The organism is Micromonospora sp. WMMA1923, assembly GCF_049179195.1.
GTDB classification, from domain to species: domain Bacteria; phylum Actinomycetota; class Actinomycetes; order Mycobacteriales; family Micromonosporaceae; genus Micromonospora; species Micromonospora yangpuensis.
Genome location: NZ_JBMHLZ010000001.1, coordinates 5,813,377 through 5,829,005, shown reverse-complemented (window position 1 = coordinate 5,829,005; position 15,629 = coordinate 5,813,377). Strand labels below are relative to the sequence as shown.

At 72.2% G+C, this 15,629-nt stretch carries 12 protein-coding genes; 2 read left to right on the top strand and 10 right to left on the bottom strand.

Going from position 1 to position 15,629, the window contains the following annotated elements; genetic code table 11:
- Positions 1–97: 97 nt before the first annotated feature.
- The gene (locus ACN28G_RS26495) at positions 98–682 is read right to left on the bottom strand and encodes a YceI family protein (protein WP_421480587.1); all 585 of its coding nucleotides are present in this window, start codon (positions 680–682) and stop codon (positions 98–100) included.
- Positions 683–782: 100 nt separating this feature from the next.
- Between ACN28G_RS26495 and ACN28G_RS26490 the strand changes: the two genes are divergently transcribed.
- Complete coding sequence (locus ACN28G_RS26490) at positions 783–1,292, top strand: MarR family winged helix-turn-helix transcriptional regulator (protein ID WP_091432673.1); 510 nt, start codon at positions 783–785, stop codon at positions 1,290–1,292.
- 238 nt (positions 1,293–1,530) lie between these two features.
- Here ACN28G_RS26490 and ACN28G_RS26485 read toward each other — a convergent pair whose 3' ends face one another.
- The 7 genes from ACN28G_RS26485 to ACN28G_RS26455 all read right to left on the bottom strand — a co-directional run bounded on the left by ACN28G_RS26485 (position 1,531) and on the right by ACN28G_RS26455 (position 11,706).
- A complete protein-coding gene (locus ACN28G_RS26485; RefSeq protein ID WP_421480586.1) occupies positions 1,531–4,134 on the bottom strand; it encodes an ATP-binding protein in 2,604 nt (867 codons plus the stop codon).
- A 136-nt stretch (positions 4,135–4,270) separates the two neighbouring features.
- Positions 4,271–5,425 (bottom strand): acyl-CoA dehydrogenase family protein, encoded by a 1,155-nt coding sequence (locus ACN28G_RS26480; RefSeq protein ID WP_091432667.1) that lies wholly within the window; start codon positions 5,423–5,425, stop codon positions 4,271–4,273.
- A gap of 73 nt (positions 5,426–5,498) precedes the next feature.
- Positions 5,499–7,031, bottom strand: coding sequence for an acyl-CoA carboxylase subunit beta (locus tag ACN28G_RS26475; protein WP_421480585.1), 1,533 nt, complete (start codon positions 7,029–7,031; stop codon positions 5,499–5,501).
- Positions 7,032–7,197: 166 nt separating this feature from the next.
- Positions 7,198–8,130: a hydroxymethylglutaryl-CoA lyase gene (locus tag ACN28G_RS26470; RefSeq protein ID WP_421480584.1), complete on the bottom strand. Its 933-nt coding sequence runs from the start codon at positions 8,128–8,130 to the stop codon at positions 7,198–7,200.
- A gap of 344 nt (positions 8,131–8,474) precedes the next feature.
- Positions 8,475–9,812 carry an acetyl-CoA carboxylase biotin carboxylase subunit gene (locus ACN28G_RS26465; protein WP_091432656.1) on the bottom strand — a complete coding sequence of 446 codons (1,338 nt, stop codon included), beginning with the start codon at positions 9,810–9,812 and terminating at the stop codon, positions 8,475–8,477.
- A 96-nt stretch (positions 9,813–9,908) separates the two neighbouring features.
- The gene (locus ACN28G_RS26460) at positions 9,909–10,994 is read right to left on the bottom strand and encodes a hypothetical protein (RefSeq protein ID WP_421480583.1); all 1,086 of its coding nucleotides are present in this window, start codon (positions 10,992–10,994) and stop codon (positions 9,909–9,911) included.
- Between the two features lie 88 nt (positions 10,995–11,082).
- Complete coding sequence (locus ACN28G_RS26455) at positions 11,083–11,706, bottom strand: TetR/AcrR family transcriptional regulator (protein ID WP_091432649.1); 624 nt, start codon at positions 11,704–11,706, stop codon at positions 11,083–11,085.
- Positions 11,707–11,843: 137 nt separating this feature from the next.
- On the opposite strand from ACN28G_RS26455, the gene ACN28G_RS26450 reads away from it, so the two are divergent.
- On the top strand, positions 11,844–12,299 hold the full coding sequence (locus ACN28G_RS26450) for a DUF7144 family membrane protein (RefSeq protein ID WP_421480582.1): 456 nt from the start codon (positions 11,844–11,846) through the stop codon (positions 12,297–12,299).
- Here the strand turns inward: ACN28G_RS26450 and ACN28G_RS26445 are convergent.
- Both ACN28G_RS26445 and ACN28G_RS26440 read right to left on the bottom strand, forming a co-directional pair.
- Complete coding sequence (locus ACN28G_RS26445) at positions 12,271–13,905, bottom strand: esterase/lipase family protein (protein ID WP_421480581.1); 1,635 nt, start codon at positions 13,903–13,905, stop codon at positions 12,271–12,273. The genes ACN28G_RS26450 and ACN28G_RS26445 overlap by 29 nt on opposite strands.
- Positions 13,906–14,189: 284 nt before the next feature.
- Positions 14,190–15,545 (bottom strand): FAD-dependent oxidoreductase, encoded by a 1,356-nt coding sequence (locus tag ACN28G_RS26440; protein WP_421480580.1) that lies wholly within the window; start codon positions 15,543–15,545, stop codon positions 14,190–14,192.
- Positions 15,546–15,629: the final 84 nt, after the last annotated feature.

The window sequence follows — 15,629 nt, the reverse complement described above, 5'->3', positions numbered from 1 at the left end:
ACCCCCGGGTACGCCCCGAGAAGACCTGCCGGTGGTACGGCGCCGGGCCCGACACCGTCGTCGACGGCGCGGGCCCGGTGGCGGGTCGTGGCGGGGATCAGGCCTGGCGGATGCCTTCGCCCTCGATCTCGATCTTGATCTTCTTGCCCACCAGCACGCCGCCGGTCTCCAGGGCGACGTTCCAGGTGAGGCCGAAGTCCTCCCGGTCGATCTCGGTGCTCGCGGTGAAGCCGAAGATGTCCTGGCCGAACGGGCTGCGGCCGACGCCCTCGAACTCGACCTCCAGGTCGACCGGGCGGGTGACGCCGCGAATGGTCAGCTCACCGGAGAGCACGAACTCGTTGCCGCTCTGGGACTTCACCCCGGTGCTGCGGAACTCCAGCGTGGGGTGGTTCTCCGCGTCGAGGAACTCGGGGCTGCGCAGGTGCGCGTCCCGGTCGTCCTGGGCGGTGGTGATGCTGGCGGCCTGGATGGTCGCGGTGACCGAGGAGGCCAGCGGGTCCTCGGCGACGGTGATGGTGGCGGTCGCCTCGGTGAACTCGCCCCGCACCTTGCTCACCATCATGTGTCGGGCGACGAACCCGACCCGCTTGTGGGCGGCGTCCAGGGCGTAGGTGCCCGGGGTGGGGATGGTGAGACCGTTCCATTCCCGGGTGACCTCGGGGTTGGCGTTGACAGTCATGGCACAGCTCCTGGCGGGTTGTATGGAGTGGTTCGACGTTTGCCTGAGCAACTATAGCCAAAGCAATATTCCCCGTGTCAAGCACTGGTATGCTGGCCAGGTGGACCAGAACGTGTTCGACGACCCCCGGATCACCGCCGTCGGCCTGCTCGTCGAGGCGCACGCCGGGCTGTCGGCCCGGTTCGCCGAGCAACTTGAGGAGCACGGCCTCTCCCCGGTCGAGTTCGAGGTGCTGACCCGCCTCGCCCGCTCGCCCGGCAACCAGCTACGGATGACCGACCTGGCCGCCCAGACCTCACTCTCCACCAGCGGGGTCACCCGCGTGGTCGACCGGATGGAACGCGACGGCCTGCTCTGCCGCCGCGCCTGCCCCTCCGACCGGCGCAGCTCGTACGCGCGGGTCACTGAGGCCGGCCTGGACCGGCTGGACGCCACCCTCCCCGGCCACCTGCGGATCATCGAGCAGTGGTTCACCGGCCAACTCGACCCGGCGGCGCTGGCCGCCCTCCTCGACGGCCTGCGCCGGGTCCGCGACGCGGTACATCCGGGCGCGACCGCGGGCAGCACCGACCCGGCCGACCACCGTCCGGGCGACGCCGGGTCCCACTGACCCCGGGCGGGCAACGTCCCGACCGCTTCACCGACGACGCGCAGCCCGACGACCACGCACTATCACGACCGGCGACGGCCAGAGCGCGCCACGACACCGGCAGAACGACCGGCAGAAGTGCCTTACACAGCCTTAATAACCCCACAAAAGGTACGTAGTGCCTTGATGGCGCTGACTAGTCTCCCTGTCAGCGGGGGCGCACCGGGGGGTGCCGGCGCGAGCGACGAGCGAGGGACAGTCAGGGGGCAAGTCGCTCGCGCCACCCTCCCTGCGGTCCCGGTCGGGTCACCCGGAGCGCGTAGAGCAGCCCCTCCTCCTGTGGCAACAACCGGATCCCGCTGTCCCGGCAGACCCGCTCCAACCGGTCCAGCACCTCGGCGTCCCCGGTGCTCGCCGCCAGCCCCACCAGCGCCTCCACCACGTCCCGCCGGTCCTGACCGCCGGTGGCCGCCTCGGCCGCAGCGGCGAACCACTCCGTCGCCAGTTCACGGTCGCCCCGCAGCAGGGCCACGTTGCCCTCGATCAGCGCGCAGATGCCGTCCTCGGGCCGGATCGCCGTACCGGTCGACCGGTCGCCCCGCGTCGGGGAACCGGCCGCCGTGTCCACCCGGCCCCCTCCGGCGGAGCTGCGCAGTTCGGCCAGCACCTCGGCGGCCTCCGCCCAGCGGCCGTCCTGGGCCAGGGCCAACCCGACCGTGCCGAGCACCCGGCGTCGGTGCCCGGGATCCCCCAGCTCGACCAGGGCCGCCGCGGTCCGTCGTCCCTGGTCCACCGCGTCGACGTACCGGCCCTCCAGCCGGGCCACCTCGGCCAGGTTGGCGCGGACGAGCAGGCGCAGCCGTTGCTCCGCGCACTGGGCGGCGAGTCGTTCCGCGGCGGCCAGTCGCCGTCGGGCCCCGACCAGGTCACCGAGGCGGATGTCGTGCCAGGTGAGGTTGTTCTGGGCCACCGCCGTGTCGCGTACCCGCCCGGTGCCGGTGGCCAGGGTGAGCACCGCCTCCGCCTGCTGCCGCGCCTCGTCGGGTGCGCCGGCGGCGATGAGCAGCGAGCTGAGCACGGCCCGTGCCGCCAGCTCCCCGTCGACGTCACCGGCCGCGGTGAAGGCCGCCAGGGCGGCGCGTGCACCCGGCAGCTCGGCGGCGCCCGCCCGGTGCTCGGCGGCGAGTCGGGCCACCCCCAGCGCCGCCCAGGCCCGCAGCACCGGATCGGCGTCGGCCGTACGGGGATCGGCCAGCAGCCGCCGCAACCACTGCCGGCCCTGGACGTCGCGGCCCCGGAACCGCCACCACCGGGTCAGGCTGGCGGCCAGCCGCAGGGCGGTGACCGGGTCGTCGACCGCCGCGTGCCCGAGCGCGGTGGCGATGTCGCTGCTCACCTCGTCCAACCGGCGTACGGCGGCGGCCAGGCCCGCGCCGGTCAGCTCCGGTGCGGTGCGGACCACCAGCCGGGTGACGATCTCGGCGTGCCGCCGCCGGACGGCGGTCGCCTCCCCGGCGCCGGCGGCCTGTTCGGCGGCGAACTCGCGTACCGCGTCGACCAGCCGGAACCGGAACGAGCCGTGGCTCGCCACGCTGAGCAGCCCCAGCTCGTGCAGCCGGTCCAGCATCGGCGCCCGGTCCACAGGTGTGCCGTCCGGGTCGGCGAGCAGTTCCTCGGCCAGCTCGACCGACCACCGGTCGCGGAACACGGAGAGTCGACGCAGCGCGGTGCGCTCGTCCGGGGCGAGCAGTCGGTAACTGGTCGCCACCGCCTCGCGCAGGGTCACCGCCGCCGGCGAGAGACCGCCACGCGCCTCCGGCCAGATGCGCTCCGGGGGGCGGGCCAGGTCCAGCACCCGGTCGCCGTACCGGTCGAGCAGTTCGTTGAGGTCGAGGATCCGGCCTCGGGCGGCCATCAGCTCGATGGCCAGCGGCAGCCCGCCCAGCCGCCGGACCAGCGCGGCCAACGCCGGCAGCTCGGCCGGCCGGGGTGGCTCCCGGCGTACCTGGGCGAGTCGGGTGGTGAAGAGCGCCGCCGCCGGGTACGCCGCCAACGCCGCCGGCCCGTCCGGGTCGAAGTCCGGCGGTGGTACGTCGAGCGGCGGAACCGGCCAGACGCGTTCCGCGGGCACCCCGACCGGATGCCGTCCGGTGACGATGATCCGCAGGTCGGGCAGGGTCACGCCGAGCCTGGTCAACGCGGCGGCCACCGGGTCCGGGGCCCGTTCCACCGCGTCGACGAGCAGCAGCGCCGGCCGGCCGGCGATCCGGGTGGCCAGCTCGGTATCCCGGCTGACCCCGAAGGACGCCGCCACCGCCGCCAGTACGTCGCCGACGTCCGACCCCTCGCCCACCAGCACTCCGGCGACCCCGCCCGGGTGCTCGGCCGCGACGGTGTGCGCGACCCGCAGCGCCAGGGCCGTCTTGCCCACGCCGGCCAGCCCGACCAGGCTGACCACCGGGGGGTGCCGGTCACCGGTGACCAGTCGGGTCAGCTCGGCGACGTCCTGCTCGCGGCCGGTCAGCTCCACCGCGGCCGGCAGGGCGGTACGCGTACCGTCGAGGTCCTTCGTCATCGGGTCGGTGGGCGCGGCGGGGGCGGACCCGGTCCCGCGCGCCGCGGCGAGGAACGCCGTCCGGACGACCCCGGTGAGCCCCAGGGCACCGGCGATCAGCTCCACGGTGGTGCGCTGCGGACGCGCGGCACGACCCCGTTCCAGGTCCCGGATCGTCCGGACCCCGACCCCGGCCAGGGCGGCCAACTCGGCCTGGGTCAGCCCGGCGGAGCGGCGGTGCCCACGCAACAGATCCGGCAACGCGGCACGGCCGTCCGGGCGCCCTGATCGATCATGGACCGGAGTCATGGGGTGGAAGAGTACGGACCGGGTACGACCGACGGCAGTCGATCGTCGTACTACCGACGCAGGCGCGCCGATTCCCGACAGTGCCGCCGGCCGACCCGATTGCGGGCGCCGGCCGACGGCCGCTGGTGCGCCCGGATCACATGCCGAGATCGCGGGCGATGATCATCCGCTGCACCTCGGAGGTGCCCTCGCCGATCTCCAGGATCTTGGCGTCCCGCCAGAACCGTGCCACCGGGTACTCGTTCATGAAGCCGTAGCCGCCGTGCACCTGGGTGGCGTCCCGGGCGTTGTCCACCGCCACCGTGCTGGCGTGCAGCTTGGCGATCGCGGCCTGCCGCTTGAACCGCTGTCCGGCGAGCATCCGGGCGGCGGCGTCGTAGTAGGCCAGCCGGGCGGTGTGCGCCCGCAGCTCCATATCGGCGATCTTGAACTGGATCGCCTGGTAGTTGCCGATCGGCTGGCCGAAGGCCTCGCGCTGGCTGGCGTACCGGACGGACTCGTCGACGCAGCCCTGGGCCAGCCCCACGGCCAGCGCCGCGATGGCGATCCGCCCCTCGTCGAGGATCCGCAGGAACTGGGCGAAGCCGCGCCCCCGCTCACCGAGCAGGTTGGCCGCCGGCACCCGGCAGTCGTCGAAGGTCAGCTCGTGGGTGTCCGAGGCGGTCCAGCCGACCTTGGAGTAGCCCGGCGCGACGGTGAAGCCCGGGGTACCCGCGGGCACGATGATGGTGGACAGTTCCTTGCTGCCGTCCGGCCGGGTGCCGGTGACCGCGGTGACGGTGACCAGCGAGGTGATGTCAGTGCCCGAGTTGGTGATGAACGCCTTCGACCCGTTGATCACCCACTCGTCGGTGCGCTCGTCCAGCACCGCCCGGGTCTGGGTGCCGCCGGCGTCCGAGCCGAACCCGGGCTCGGTCAACCCGAACGCGGCCAGCGCCTCCCCGCTGAGCAGCTTCGGCAACCACCGCGCCCGCTGCTCGTCGGTGCCGAAGCGCCAGATCGGCATGGCACCGAGGGAGACCGCCGCCTCGAGGGTGATCGCCACGCTGGAGTCGACCCGGGCCAACTCCTCCAGGGCCAGGCAGAGCGCGAAGTAGTCGCCGCCCATGCCGCCGTGCTCCTCCGGGAAGGGCAGGCCGAACAGGCCCATCTTGCCCATCTGCCGGACGATCTCGTACGGGAAGGTGTGCTGCTCGTAGTGCTCGGCGATGACCGGCGCGACGACCTCGCGGGCGAATTCGCGCACGCTCTCCCGCAGCGCCTCCTGCTCCTGGCTGAGCCGGAAGTCCATGGTTCCTCCTGTGTGGCCGGGCCACCACCGACGCTCGTGACGCCGGTGACAGCGGATGGTGCCGGGTGTTCGCTCAGACCGGGGTGACGCCGTGCCGCCGCCGGGAGAACTGCCGGTCCTTGCCCCGGGCGGCGACGAACCGCCGGATCAGCTCGCCGCGCAGCTCGTGCGGCTCGACGATCGCGTCGATCACCAGCTCGCTGGCGAGGCGGACCAGGTCGATGTCGCGCTCGTACTCCTCGCGGCGGGCGGCGACGAACGCGGCCCGTTCGGTCTCGTCGGCGATCGCCGCGATCTTGTTGGCGTAGACCGCGTTGACCGCCGCCTCCGCCCCCATCACCGCGATCTTCGCGGTGGGCAGGGCGATCGTCGCGTCCGGCTCGAACCCGGGGCCGGCCATCGCGTACAACCCCGCCCCGTACGCCTTGCGGACCACCACGCAGATCTTGGGTACGGTCGCCTCGGAGATCGCGGTGATCATCTTGGCCCCGTGCCGGATGATGCCCTGCTTCTCCACCGCGCTGCCGACCATGAAACCGGGTACGTCGCTCAGGAAGAGCAGCGGCACGTTGAACGCGTCGCAGAGCTGCACGAACCGGGTCGCCTTGTCGGCCGAGTCGACGAAGAGCACGCCACCCTTGAACATCGAGTTGTTGCCGACCACCCCGACGACCTCGCCGTTCAGCCGGCCGAAGCCGATGGTCAGCTCCCTGGCCCAGAGCGCCTGGATCTCGAAGAAGCTGCCGTCGTCGAGCAGGCCCCTGACGTACCGGCGCATGTCGAACGCCTGCCGCTCGCTGGCCGGGACCAACGCGGCCAGGTCGGCCTTGGCGGGCGCGTCGACGGCGGGTGCCGTCGGCGGCTGCTGCTGCCAGTTCGCCGGCAGGTACGACAGATAGGTTTTCACCACGTCGAGCGCGTCGGCCTCGGTCTTGCAGAGGAAGTGCCCGACGCCGGACTCGGCGCAGTGCACCTTCGCCCCGCCCATCGCCTCCAGGGTGGTCTTCTCCCCGGTGACCATCTCGACCATCCGGTCCGAGCCGAGGTACATGCTGGCGTTGCCGTCCACCATGGCCACCACGTCGCAGAAGGCCGGAATGTACGCCCCACCGGCGGCGCTCGGGCCGAACAGCGCGCAGACCTGCGGGATCGCCCCCGAGGCGCGCACCTGGTTCCAGAAGATCTTCCCCGCGCCGCGCCGGCCCGGGAAGAGGTCGACCTGGTCGGTGATCCGGGCACCGGCGGAGTCGACCAGGTAGACCATCGGCACGCCGGTCGCGTAGGCCCGTTCGATGATCCGGATGATCTTCTCGACCGTCCGTGCGCCCCAGCTACCGGCCTTGACCGTGGAGTCGTTGGCCATCAGGCAGACCTGCCGGCCGTCGATGGTGGCGGTGCCGGTGACCACCCCGTCGGCGGGCAACCCGTCGGCCGTGGCGTTGGCGTAGAGCCCGTCCTCGACGAAGGAGCCCTCGTCGACCAGGTACGCCACCCGCTCCCGGGCGAAGAGCTTGCCCTTGGCGGCGTTGGCCGCGTGGTATCTGTCCGCACCGCCCGCCCGGGCGCGCTTGCGCAGCTGCTCCAGTGCCTCACCGTCGAGCGTCACGCCGACTCCCTCGCCGCGTTGCCGGCCTCCGGGCCAGCCTGCCTGAACGATCGTTAGGCTAGCGCATCCGGTGGCATCCGGCACAGCTGCCGGCGTGTCCTCGGGAGCACCGGCCGCTGGTCAGGCCGACCTCGGCGTCAGCCGGTCCCGAGGGCCGGCATCGGTGTCAACCCGCTCCGAGCGCTGGCATCGGCGTCAGCCGGTCCCGGGGGCCGGCCCGCAGCACCCCCGAGGGGAGCTGGCGACCGACCAGACGCTCGGCGAGCGCGGCGGCGTCGAGCAGCGCGGCCAGGTCAATGCCGGTGTCGATGCCCATGTCGTGCAGCATGTGCACCGCCTCCTCGGTGGCCAGGTTGCCACTGGCCCCCGGCGCGTACGGGCAACCGCCCAGGCCACCGACGCTGGCGTCGAACTCGGTCACCCCCAGCTCCAGCGCGGTCAGCAGGTTGGCCAACGCGGTACCCCGGGTGTTGTGGAAGTGCAGCAGCACCGGCACCTGCGCGTTGCGGTCGCGTACCGCGGTCAGCAGCTCGCGGACCCGGCGCGGGGTACCCATGCCGGTGGTGTCGCCGAAGGCCACCCGGTCCGCGCCGTCGGCGACCACCCGGTCCACGATCGCGGCCACCCGCGCCGGATCGACATCCCCCTCGTACGGGCAGCCGAAGCTGGTCGCCACGATCACCTCGGCGGTCGCCCCGGCGGAGTGCAGCAGGTCGATCAGCGCCGCGATGTCGTCCAGCGACTCATCGGTGGAACGGTTGACGTTGCGCCGGTTGTGCGTGTCGCTGGCCGAGACCACCACCTCGATCTCGGTGAACCCGGCGGCCAGCGCCCGCTGCGCACCCCGGGTGTTCGGCACCAGCGCCGAGTAGCGCACCCCGTCGACCTTCGCGGCCCGCCGCCACACCTCGTCCGCGTCCGCCATCTGCGGGATCGCCTTCGGATGCACGAACGACACCGCCTCGATCCGCCGCACGCCGGTGCCGGAGAGCGCGTCCAGCAGCCGTACCTTCGCCTCGGTCGGGATCGGATCCTCGTTCTGCAACCCGTCCCGCGGCCCGACCTCACGAATCACCACAGATTCCGGCATATAAGACATTCGCCACCTCACCACGGGAAAGGAAGGGCCCCTTGTTAACACTTACGGTAGAGCGGGGCACCCCTCTCACCACACCCGAGGCATCCGTCGCGCTCGCTGCCCAGGAGCCAGCGCGGCTCACCCCCGCTGCCGTGATCGACTCGGTTGTGGCGATGTGGCGGGGTCCAGGACGTCCGGATACCGCCACATCGGCCCAACCGAGTCGATCAACCCGCTCCAACCCGCCCAGGCGACCAACCCCGACCGGCCCGGCCAGCGCAGACCCGCCGATCGACCCCGGCCAGCCGAGCCGCACCGGCCAGCCGAGCCGCACCGGCCAGCCGGGGAAGACAGAGCAGGGAGGGTCAGCGCATCCGGCCGACGATGCCGGTGTCGTAGTCGCCGGAGCGGAACTCGTCGTTCTCCAGTAGCTCGGCGAAGAACGGCAGGTTGCACTTGGGACCGGCCACCTCAAACCCGGCCACGGCGGCGCGGGCCCGCTCGATCGCCTCGTCGCGGGTGGGGGCGCTGACGATCAACTTGGCCATCAGGCTGTCGTAGAACGGGGTGACCGTGTTGCCGGCGACGTACCCGGAGTCGACCCGGACGCCCTCACCGGCCGGCTCGGTCCAGGTGGCGATCTTGCCGGGGCCGGGCAGGAACCGCTTCGGGTCCTCGGCGTTGATCCGCAGCTCGATGGCGTGCCCCCGGGGGGCGAGCGCGTCCGGGTCGAAGGTGGGCGCCAGCCCGGCGGCCACCCGCAGCTGCTCCTCGACCAGGTCGACGCCGTAGACCAGCTCGGTCACCGGGTGCTCGACCTGGAGCCGGGTGTTCATCTCCAGGAAGAAGAATTCGTTGGTTCCTGGGACCAGCAGGCACTCGACCGTACCCGCGTTGCGGTAGCCGACCGCCTCGCCGGCCCGGACGGCCGCGGCCAGGAACCGCTCCCGCAGCTCCGGCGAGACCGCCGGGGACGGGGACTCCTCAACCAGCTTCTGGTTGCGCCGCTGCACCGAGCACTCGCGCTCGCCGAGGGCCACCACCCGACCGTCGGCCAGGCCGAGGATCTGCACCTCGACGTGGCGTACCCGGGGGAAGTAACGCTCGATCAGCACCGAGCCGTCGCCGAACATCCGCTCGGCGAACGAGCGGATCTTGTCGTACTCGGTGCGCAGCGCGGCCTCGTCGGTGGCCACGCCCATGCCCATGCCGCCACCACCGGCGGCGGCCTTCACCATCACCGGGTAGCCGATCTCGGCGGCGGCGGTGACCGCTGCGTCGAGGTCGGCGGCCGGGTCGGTGGTGCCGGGGGCGACCGGCACCCCGGCGGCGGCCATCAGGTTCCGGGCGTTGATCTTGTCGCCCATCGCGGTGATCGCATCCGCGCCCGGCCCGACCCAGATCAGGCCGTTGGCCTCGACGGTACGGGCGAAGTCGGCGTTCTCCGACAGGAAGCCGTAGCCGGGGTGGATCGCCTGCGCGCCGGTGGACTTGGCGGCGGCGAGGATCGCGTCGGTGTTGCGGTAGCTCAACGCCGGGTTCGCCGGGCCCACGCAGACCGCCTCGTCGGCCTCGGCGACGAAGGGCAGCTCGGCGTCGGCCTCCGAGTGGACCGCGATCGTCCGGATGCCGAGCCGCCGCGCGGTACGGATGATCCGGCGGGCGATCTCGCCCCGGTTGGCGACCAGCAGCGACTCGATCATGTTTCCTCCAGCTTCCAGGGGGGGTGGCGAACGCCAGTAGCGAACCATGATGACCCGCGGTCCAGCCAGACGGGACAGGAGCCTCCGGAACCAGGGTCACCGGCTCCGGGCGGATCCCGGCCGAGATGTGGGGGCGCCGTGCTGCACTGGCGACGGCTGCGAACGGGCGGGGTTTTTGTCCGGGTGGTACGGGTTGTTCGAGCCGAGTTGTGCCGGTGCCGGCCCGCGCAGGTGCTGCGCCCACGGGTTGTTCGAAGTGGTCGACGAGGCCGAGGGCGGCTGGTAGGTTGCGCTCGCCGCCCTCGCCTGCTCGGCCTTCCCGGCCTGGAAGACCGGCGGCTCCCAGGCCACCCGGCGGGCTTCCGCCTGACGCTGGGCGGAAGCCCGCTCCCGGGCTTCCATCAGATAGGCCTCAAGCGGAGGCGCGATGCTTTTGAACTCGGTCGACAACCACTTGCCCGCGAGACGCTCCCGGCGCTCGTACTCCATCGCCTGCTGGTTGCTCGCCAGGACTTGCTGCACATAATCGCCGTACCGGAACGAGGGCGGGGACTTGAGCAGCTCTGTGATCTCCGGCCGTACCGCACCCTCGTGATTCAAAACAGACTCGGCCAGCCAGCCACCGTGATCCAGCCCACCGAGGTGTGTCGAGAATTGACTTTGGCGGTGCTGGTAATAATAGGCCGAGACTACGGACAGAGCACCCTTTTTGTGGAGCCTGTCAAGGCTGGCATCGGCCGATATCATATCCTTGATTTTGGCGGCAACCGCCAGGCGAATTTCCACATCATTCTTCAATGACATCTCCACACCGGAGATCGGTGATTCATTCGCCGGCAAACCGTAAGGCGCCAGGTTGCGAAAGGTCGGAGCAGGGACCGTGGCATCGGATCTCCCGTAGGGCGGCGGGTCGACCCGCTGCCAATCACGCTTCCAATCACGCGCGGAAGCGGACCTGCCCCTCAGCCGGCCCATCATCTGCTTGAGGCCGGGTACCAGCGCGCCGAGTCGCCCCGCCTCCGGCCGAAGGGCACGGTGCGTCTCATCGATGAACCGCTCGGCCTTCACCCAGTCACGGCTTTCACCGCTCCACCGTGGAGACCCGGCGGACCGCCATATGTCTCCTCTCAACACCCAGACCGCCAGCCGCTCGATATCGCTGTCGGAGATCCGATCGTCCACACGCCCTCCCGAGCACCAGCATCGTCGCCGACGGGTACAACGGCCCAGGGACGCGGTCGGTTCAGGGCGATGTCCGGTAGGGCACCGGCTATCTGCGGGGGTGGTCGAGCAGGGCGGCCAGGGTGGCGGCGCGCAGCAGCTCGGCGCAGCGAAGCCGGTCCACCTCGCCACCGAGGAACGGCGTCGAGTTCATCAGGCCGAACGCGGCGTGGGCGAGCACCCGGGCCTCGGCGGCGTCCAGCCGGGGGTGCAGCGCGGTCAGCACCGTCACCCACTCCTCGACGTAGAGCCGTTGCAGCCGGCGGATCTCCCGCCGGGGCTCCTCCGGCAGCCGGTCCAGCTCGTGCAGGTGCAGGGCGATCACCGCCGGGTTGGCCAACGCGAACTCGACATGGAAGCCGATCAGCGACTCGACCGCGGCGCGGGGATCGCCCGGATGCCCGAGGGCGCGGTCCCGGCCACCGGCCAGCAGCCCCTCGCTGACCGGGACCAGCGCGGCGACCAGCATCGCCTCCTTGCCGGCGAAGTGGTGGTAGAGGGCCGGCCCGGTGACGCCGGCGGCGGCACCGATGTCGTCCATCGACACCCCGTGGTAGCCACGGGCGGCGAACAGCCCGACCGCGATGGTCAGGATCTCCTCGCGTCGGGAACGCCGTCGGCCCCCGCTCGCCGTGCCGTTGCCGGCACCCCGGCTCTGCTGCCCCACCGTCACCCGGCCAGCGTAGTCCCCCGTCCACCCCTCGTGGTTGCCCGGACGCGCCCGGTGCTGGCGGAGAAAGACAGATCAGCCGAGTCGGCAGATCGTTCAAGTCGGTGAACCGGGCGGAGGGATGCTCCTAACCTGGGACCGTGGACCGTCGGGCGTCGACAGGAGTGCGGACCGGGAGTACGCCGAACCGGCGCGAGCGACCGTTGCTGCTGGCCGGGATCCTGCTCGGTACGGCGGCACTCTTCGACGTGCTGATTGCCATCGACGATCTCGGCACCGACCGGTACGTCTCGCTCACCGAGCAGGGGTTGGTCCGCCACGACGTCACCGGTTGGGCCTGGCTGCACCTGGCGGTCGGCGTACTGCTGGGGGTGGCCGGGTTGGTCGCGCCGCTCGGGCGGGTCTGGTCGACCCGGCTGGGACTGGCCGCCGCCACGCTCGGGATCGGCGTGCACCTGGTGATCGGGCCGTTCCATCCGGTGCAGGCACTGATCACGGCGGGGTTGGCAGTGGCCGCCGCCCGGCTGCTGTTGCGGCACGGCCGGTGGCGTCGGCGGGCGGAGCGGGTCAGTTCGGTAGGCAGACCTTCCCGGTGAAGGCCGGGTCCGGTTCCCGGTGCGCCTGCCAGGCCGGGTTGATCCAGATCGCCAGCGGGGGTGCCTGCCAGGCGGCACTGATCCGTTGCAGCAGGTAGTACTCCCGGCGGGGCCGGTCGATCGACTGGCCGGTGATGAAGGCGATCAGGTTCTCCTGGGCCTGCCGCCGACCGAGCAGGGTGCCGTGCACACCGGGCTGCTGGAAGACCGGAATCTGGGTGTAGTCCCCCGGTGGGGCCTCGGTGGCGGTGGCGGTGGGCAGGAAGGCCACGAGCCGAACACCGGGTACCGGGCACATCAGGTTGTTGCGGTAGAACGGTGCGTCGTCCAGCAGGGAACGGATGAAGGGCTCGTCGGGCCCGGTGGCGACCGGCCGGACCAGGCTGACCCCGCCGAATATCACCCGGAGCTGCCAACCGGTGGCGACTCCCCAGCCGGTCTGGTCCCCGGGTGGCGGATAGTAGGCCCGACCGGCGTTGACCAGCGGACTGAACATCGCCAGGCTGTCCACCGCCGGGTGCCGGCGCTGCGCCAGGTAGGTGCGCGCCACCATGGCACCCTGACTCTGCCCGATCAGGGCCACCGGGCGGTTGGTCCGCCGGTGCAGCCGCTCCACCTGGTCGGCCAGCAGGTCCACGCTGGAACTGATCGACTGGAAGGTGTCGGTGGACCCGTACGGCAGGGGTTCGCCAGTCGGGCCGAGCCCCCGGTAGGAGAAACGTTGCACGTTGGGGTCCGGCGGTCGGGTCCCGTCGTAGGTCGAGCCGTAGCCGGCCAGCACGATCACCGCATGCCGGACCGTGGGGGGCAGCGGCTTGGTCAGCACCGCCGCGTCCACCTTCGTGCCGCCGCCGGGCAGCAGCCGGATCAGCGCCGGCACCGCGAACGGCACCGCCAGCACCAGGAGCGCGACCAGCGGGGTCACCGGCACCCAGGCCAGCCGCGGTGGCGGAGCCAGCACGGCGGCGCGTACGGTCCGCTGCCAGAGCAACCCGTTGAGCATCCCGGCGACGCCGGCCACCGGCACCGTCCACCATTTCGGCACGCTCCAGGCGACCGCCCCGGTCACGGTGATCAGTACGAAGTTCAGGCTCGACCAGCCGACCAGCGGCCAGGACGGCAGCCCCCGCCACCACGGCCCGACCACGGCGGCCCGTTGCAGGAACGGCGCGAGCAGGAACATCGGCAGCAGCGAGGCGATCAGCAGCCAGGAGAGCGCCACCACCGAGGCCGCCACCGAGGCGACCGCCCACGGGCTGACGAAGAGCGCGACCAGGACCGACAGGAAGGTGTTGCGCGTCAGCAGCCAGCGCACGCTGGGCCGGTCCACCTCCCCGGGCCAGGCCAGGGCCACCAATCCGGTGGTGAGCAGGCCGCGCAGGAGGATCGCGGCGACCATCAGGACACCGAAGGCGAGCCAGGAGTTGTGGTACACGAAGATCCACCGCAGATCGTGGTACGTGTCGTACGGCCAGACGGCGGTGATCTGCGGTGGCAGGCCCTGCGCGGAGATGAAGTTCACCTTCACCAGCACGAACGCCTCCACGGCCGGTGGCAGTGCGGCCAGCAGCAGCAGGGCGGTGAACCGGGTGTCCGGGCGTCGCACGCTGCCCCCTCACCGGTCTCGCCGACAGGTCCCTCCGCAGACTGCCCCGACCCGGCCGGTCCCGCCGGCACAACCGCCAGATTCCACCTGAGGTGTAAGGAAGGGCCCCTTGTTAACGCATACGGTAGAGAAGGGTTCCCTTCTCACCCGCGCGCGTTAACAAGGGGCCCTTCCTTGCGGTGAGCGGACCGGCCACGCACTGGCGGCCAGCTGACCCGCGGCGGCGGCCAGTCGACCAGCCAGCGGCGGCGGGCCGACCAGCCGCCCGGCGGCGGTGGACGGGGTCAGCTCGGGTCGTCGCGCTGGGCCAGGCCGGAGATCTGCCGGGCGGCCCGACGCCGGACCGGGGGCAGGTGGGCGGCGAGCCTCAGCACCGAGTTGCGTACCGCCCGGCCGGTGGCGGGCGCGGTGCCCAACCGGGTCAACCGGTCGGTGAGGCGCAGGACCTGCTCGGCGACCGGGCGGCGCTGTGCCGCGTACCCGTCGAGCAGGGCGTCGGGGTCGACCACCGACAGCGCGTCGCGGCCCTGACGCCCGGCGGACCGGCGAGGACGCTCGACCGGGTCGCGCGGCGGCTCGACCGGGTCGCGCGGCGGCTCGACCGGGTCGCGCGGGGGGTCCCCGGCGGCGGTCAGGACGCTGGCGAGCGTGCTGCCGAGGGCCACCGCGTCACGCAGGCCGAGGTTCATCCCCTGGCCGCCAGCCGGGCTGTGCACGTGCGCGGCGTCTCCGGCGAGCAGCACCGGGCCGGCGCGGAAGGTGTCGGCCAGTCGGTGGTGGGCCCGGAACCGGGAGCCCCAGAGCACCTCGGTGATCCGGCCCGGCCGGGTCGGGCCGCGCTCGTCGACCAGTGCCTGCAACTGCCGTGCCCCGGGGTGCCGGGGCGGGTCGGCCAGCGGAGCCACCAGTCGGACCACGCCGTCGGGCAGCGGCGCCCAGACGAGCAGCCCCTGCCGGGCGAAGAAGAGCATCACCTCGTCGCGGGGAAGCCCACCGTCGATCCGCACGTCGGCGAGGACGAACGACCCCGCACCACCGGCTGCCTCACCACCACCGTCGGGCCGGTCGCTCACGTCGGACCCGCCGCCCGCCCCGGATCGGCCGTTGCCGCCGTGCGGGTCGCGGAACCCGATCCCGGCCAGCCGCCGGACGGCGCTGTGCATGCCGTCCGCACCGACCACGTACCGGGCGCGCAGGGTCGCGCCGTCGGCGAACCGCGCCACCGCGCCGGCGGCGTCGAGGTCCAGACCGACCAGCCGGTACGGCCGCAGTACCCGCCCGCCGACGCTGGCCAGCAGCTCTTCGAGCACCGTCTCGGTCTCCGCCTGCGACACCATCAGGGCGTACGGGAACCGGGTGGGCAGGTTGTCGAACCTGGTGGTGAAGAGGGTGCGGTCTCGTTCCCGGATGGTGAAGCGCGGCGCGCGCAGGCCCCGGGCGACCAGCGGTGCGGCGGCACCGATCCGGTCCAGCTCCTCCAGTGTGTACGCGTGCACGACGGCGGCCCGCGAGGTCAGAGGTGATCGTTCGGCCTGGTCGACGAGGGTGACCTCGACCCCGTGCCGGGCCAGGGTCAACGCGGTGGCCAGCCCCACCGGCCCGGCGCCGACCACCAGGACATCGGTCTTCTCCGGCAGCATCCCGTACCCCCGATCCTCATGCCAACAGATGTTTGCCAACACTTGTTGGCAAGGTAAGCCGCCCCGACTCCTCCTGTCAACAGG

Excerpts from the sequence above, each read along its gene's own strand:
- ACN28G_RS26495 (WP_421480587.1), bottom strand. The coding sequence starts at position 682 with ATGACTGTCAACGCCAACCCCGAGGTCACCCGGGAATGGAACGGTCTC.
- ACN28G_RS26485 (WP_421480586.1), bottom strand. The coding sequence starts at position 4,134 with ATGACTCCGGTCCATGATCGATCAGGGCGCCCGGACGGCCGTGCCGCG.
- ACN28G_RS26480 (WP_091432667.1), bottom strand. The coding sequence starts at position 5,425 with ATGGACTTCCGGCTCAGCCAGGAGCAGGAGGCGCTGCGGGAGAGCGTG.
- ACN28G_RS26470 (WP_421480584.1), bottom strand. The coding sequence starts at position 8,130 with ATGTCTTATATGCCGGAATCTGTGGTGATTCGTGAGGTCGGGCCGCGG.
- ACN28G_RS26465 (WP_091432656.1), bottom strand. The coding sequence starts at position 9,812 with ATGATCGAGTCGCTGCTGGTCGCCAACCGGGGCGAGATCGCCCGCCGG.
- ACN28G_RS26440 (WP_421480580.1), bottom strand. The coding sequence starts at position 15,545 with ATGCTGCCGGAGAAGACCGATGTCCTGGTGGTCGGCGCCGGGCCGGTG.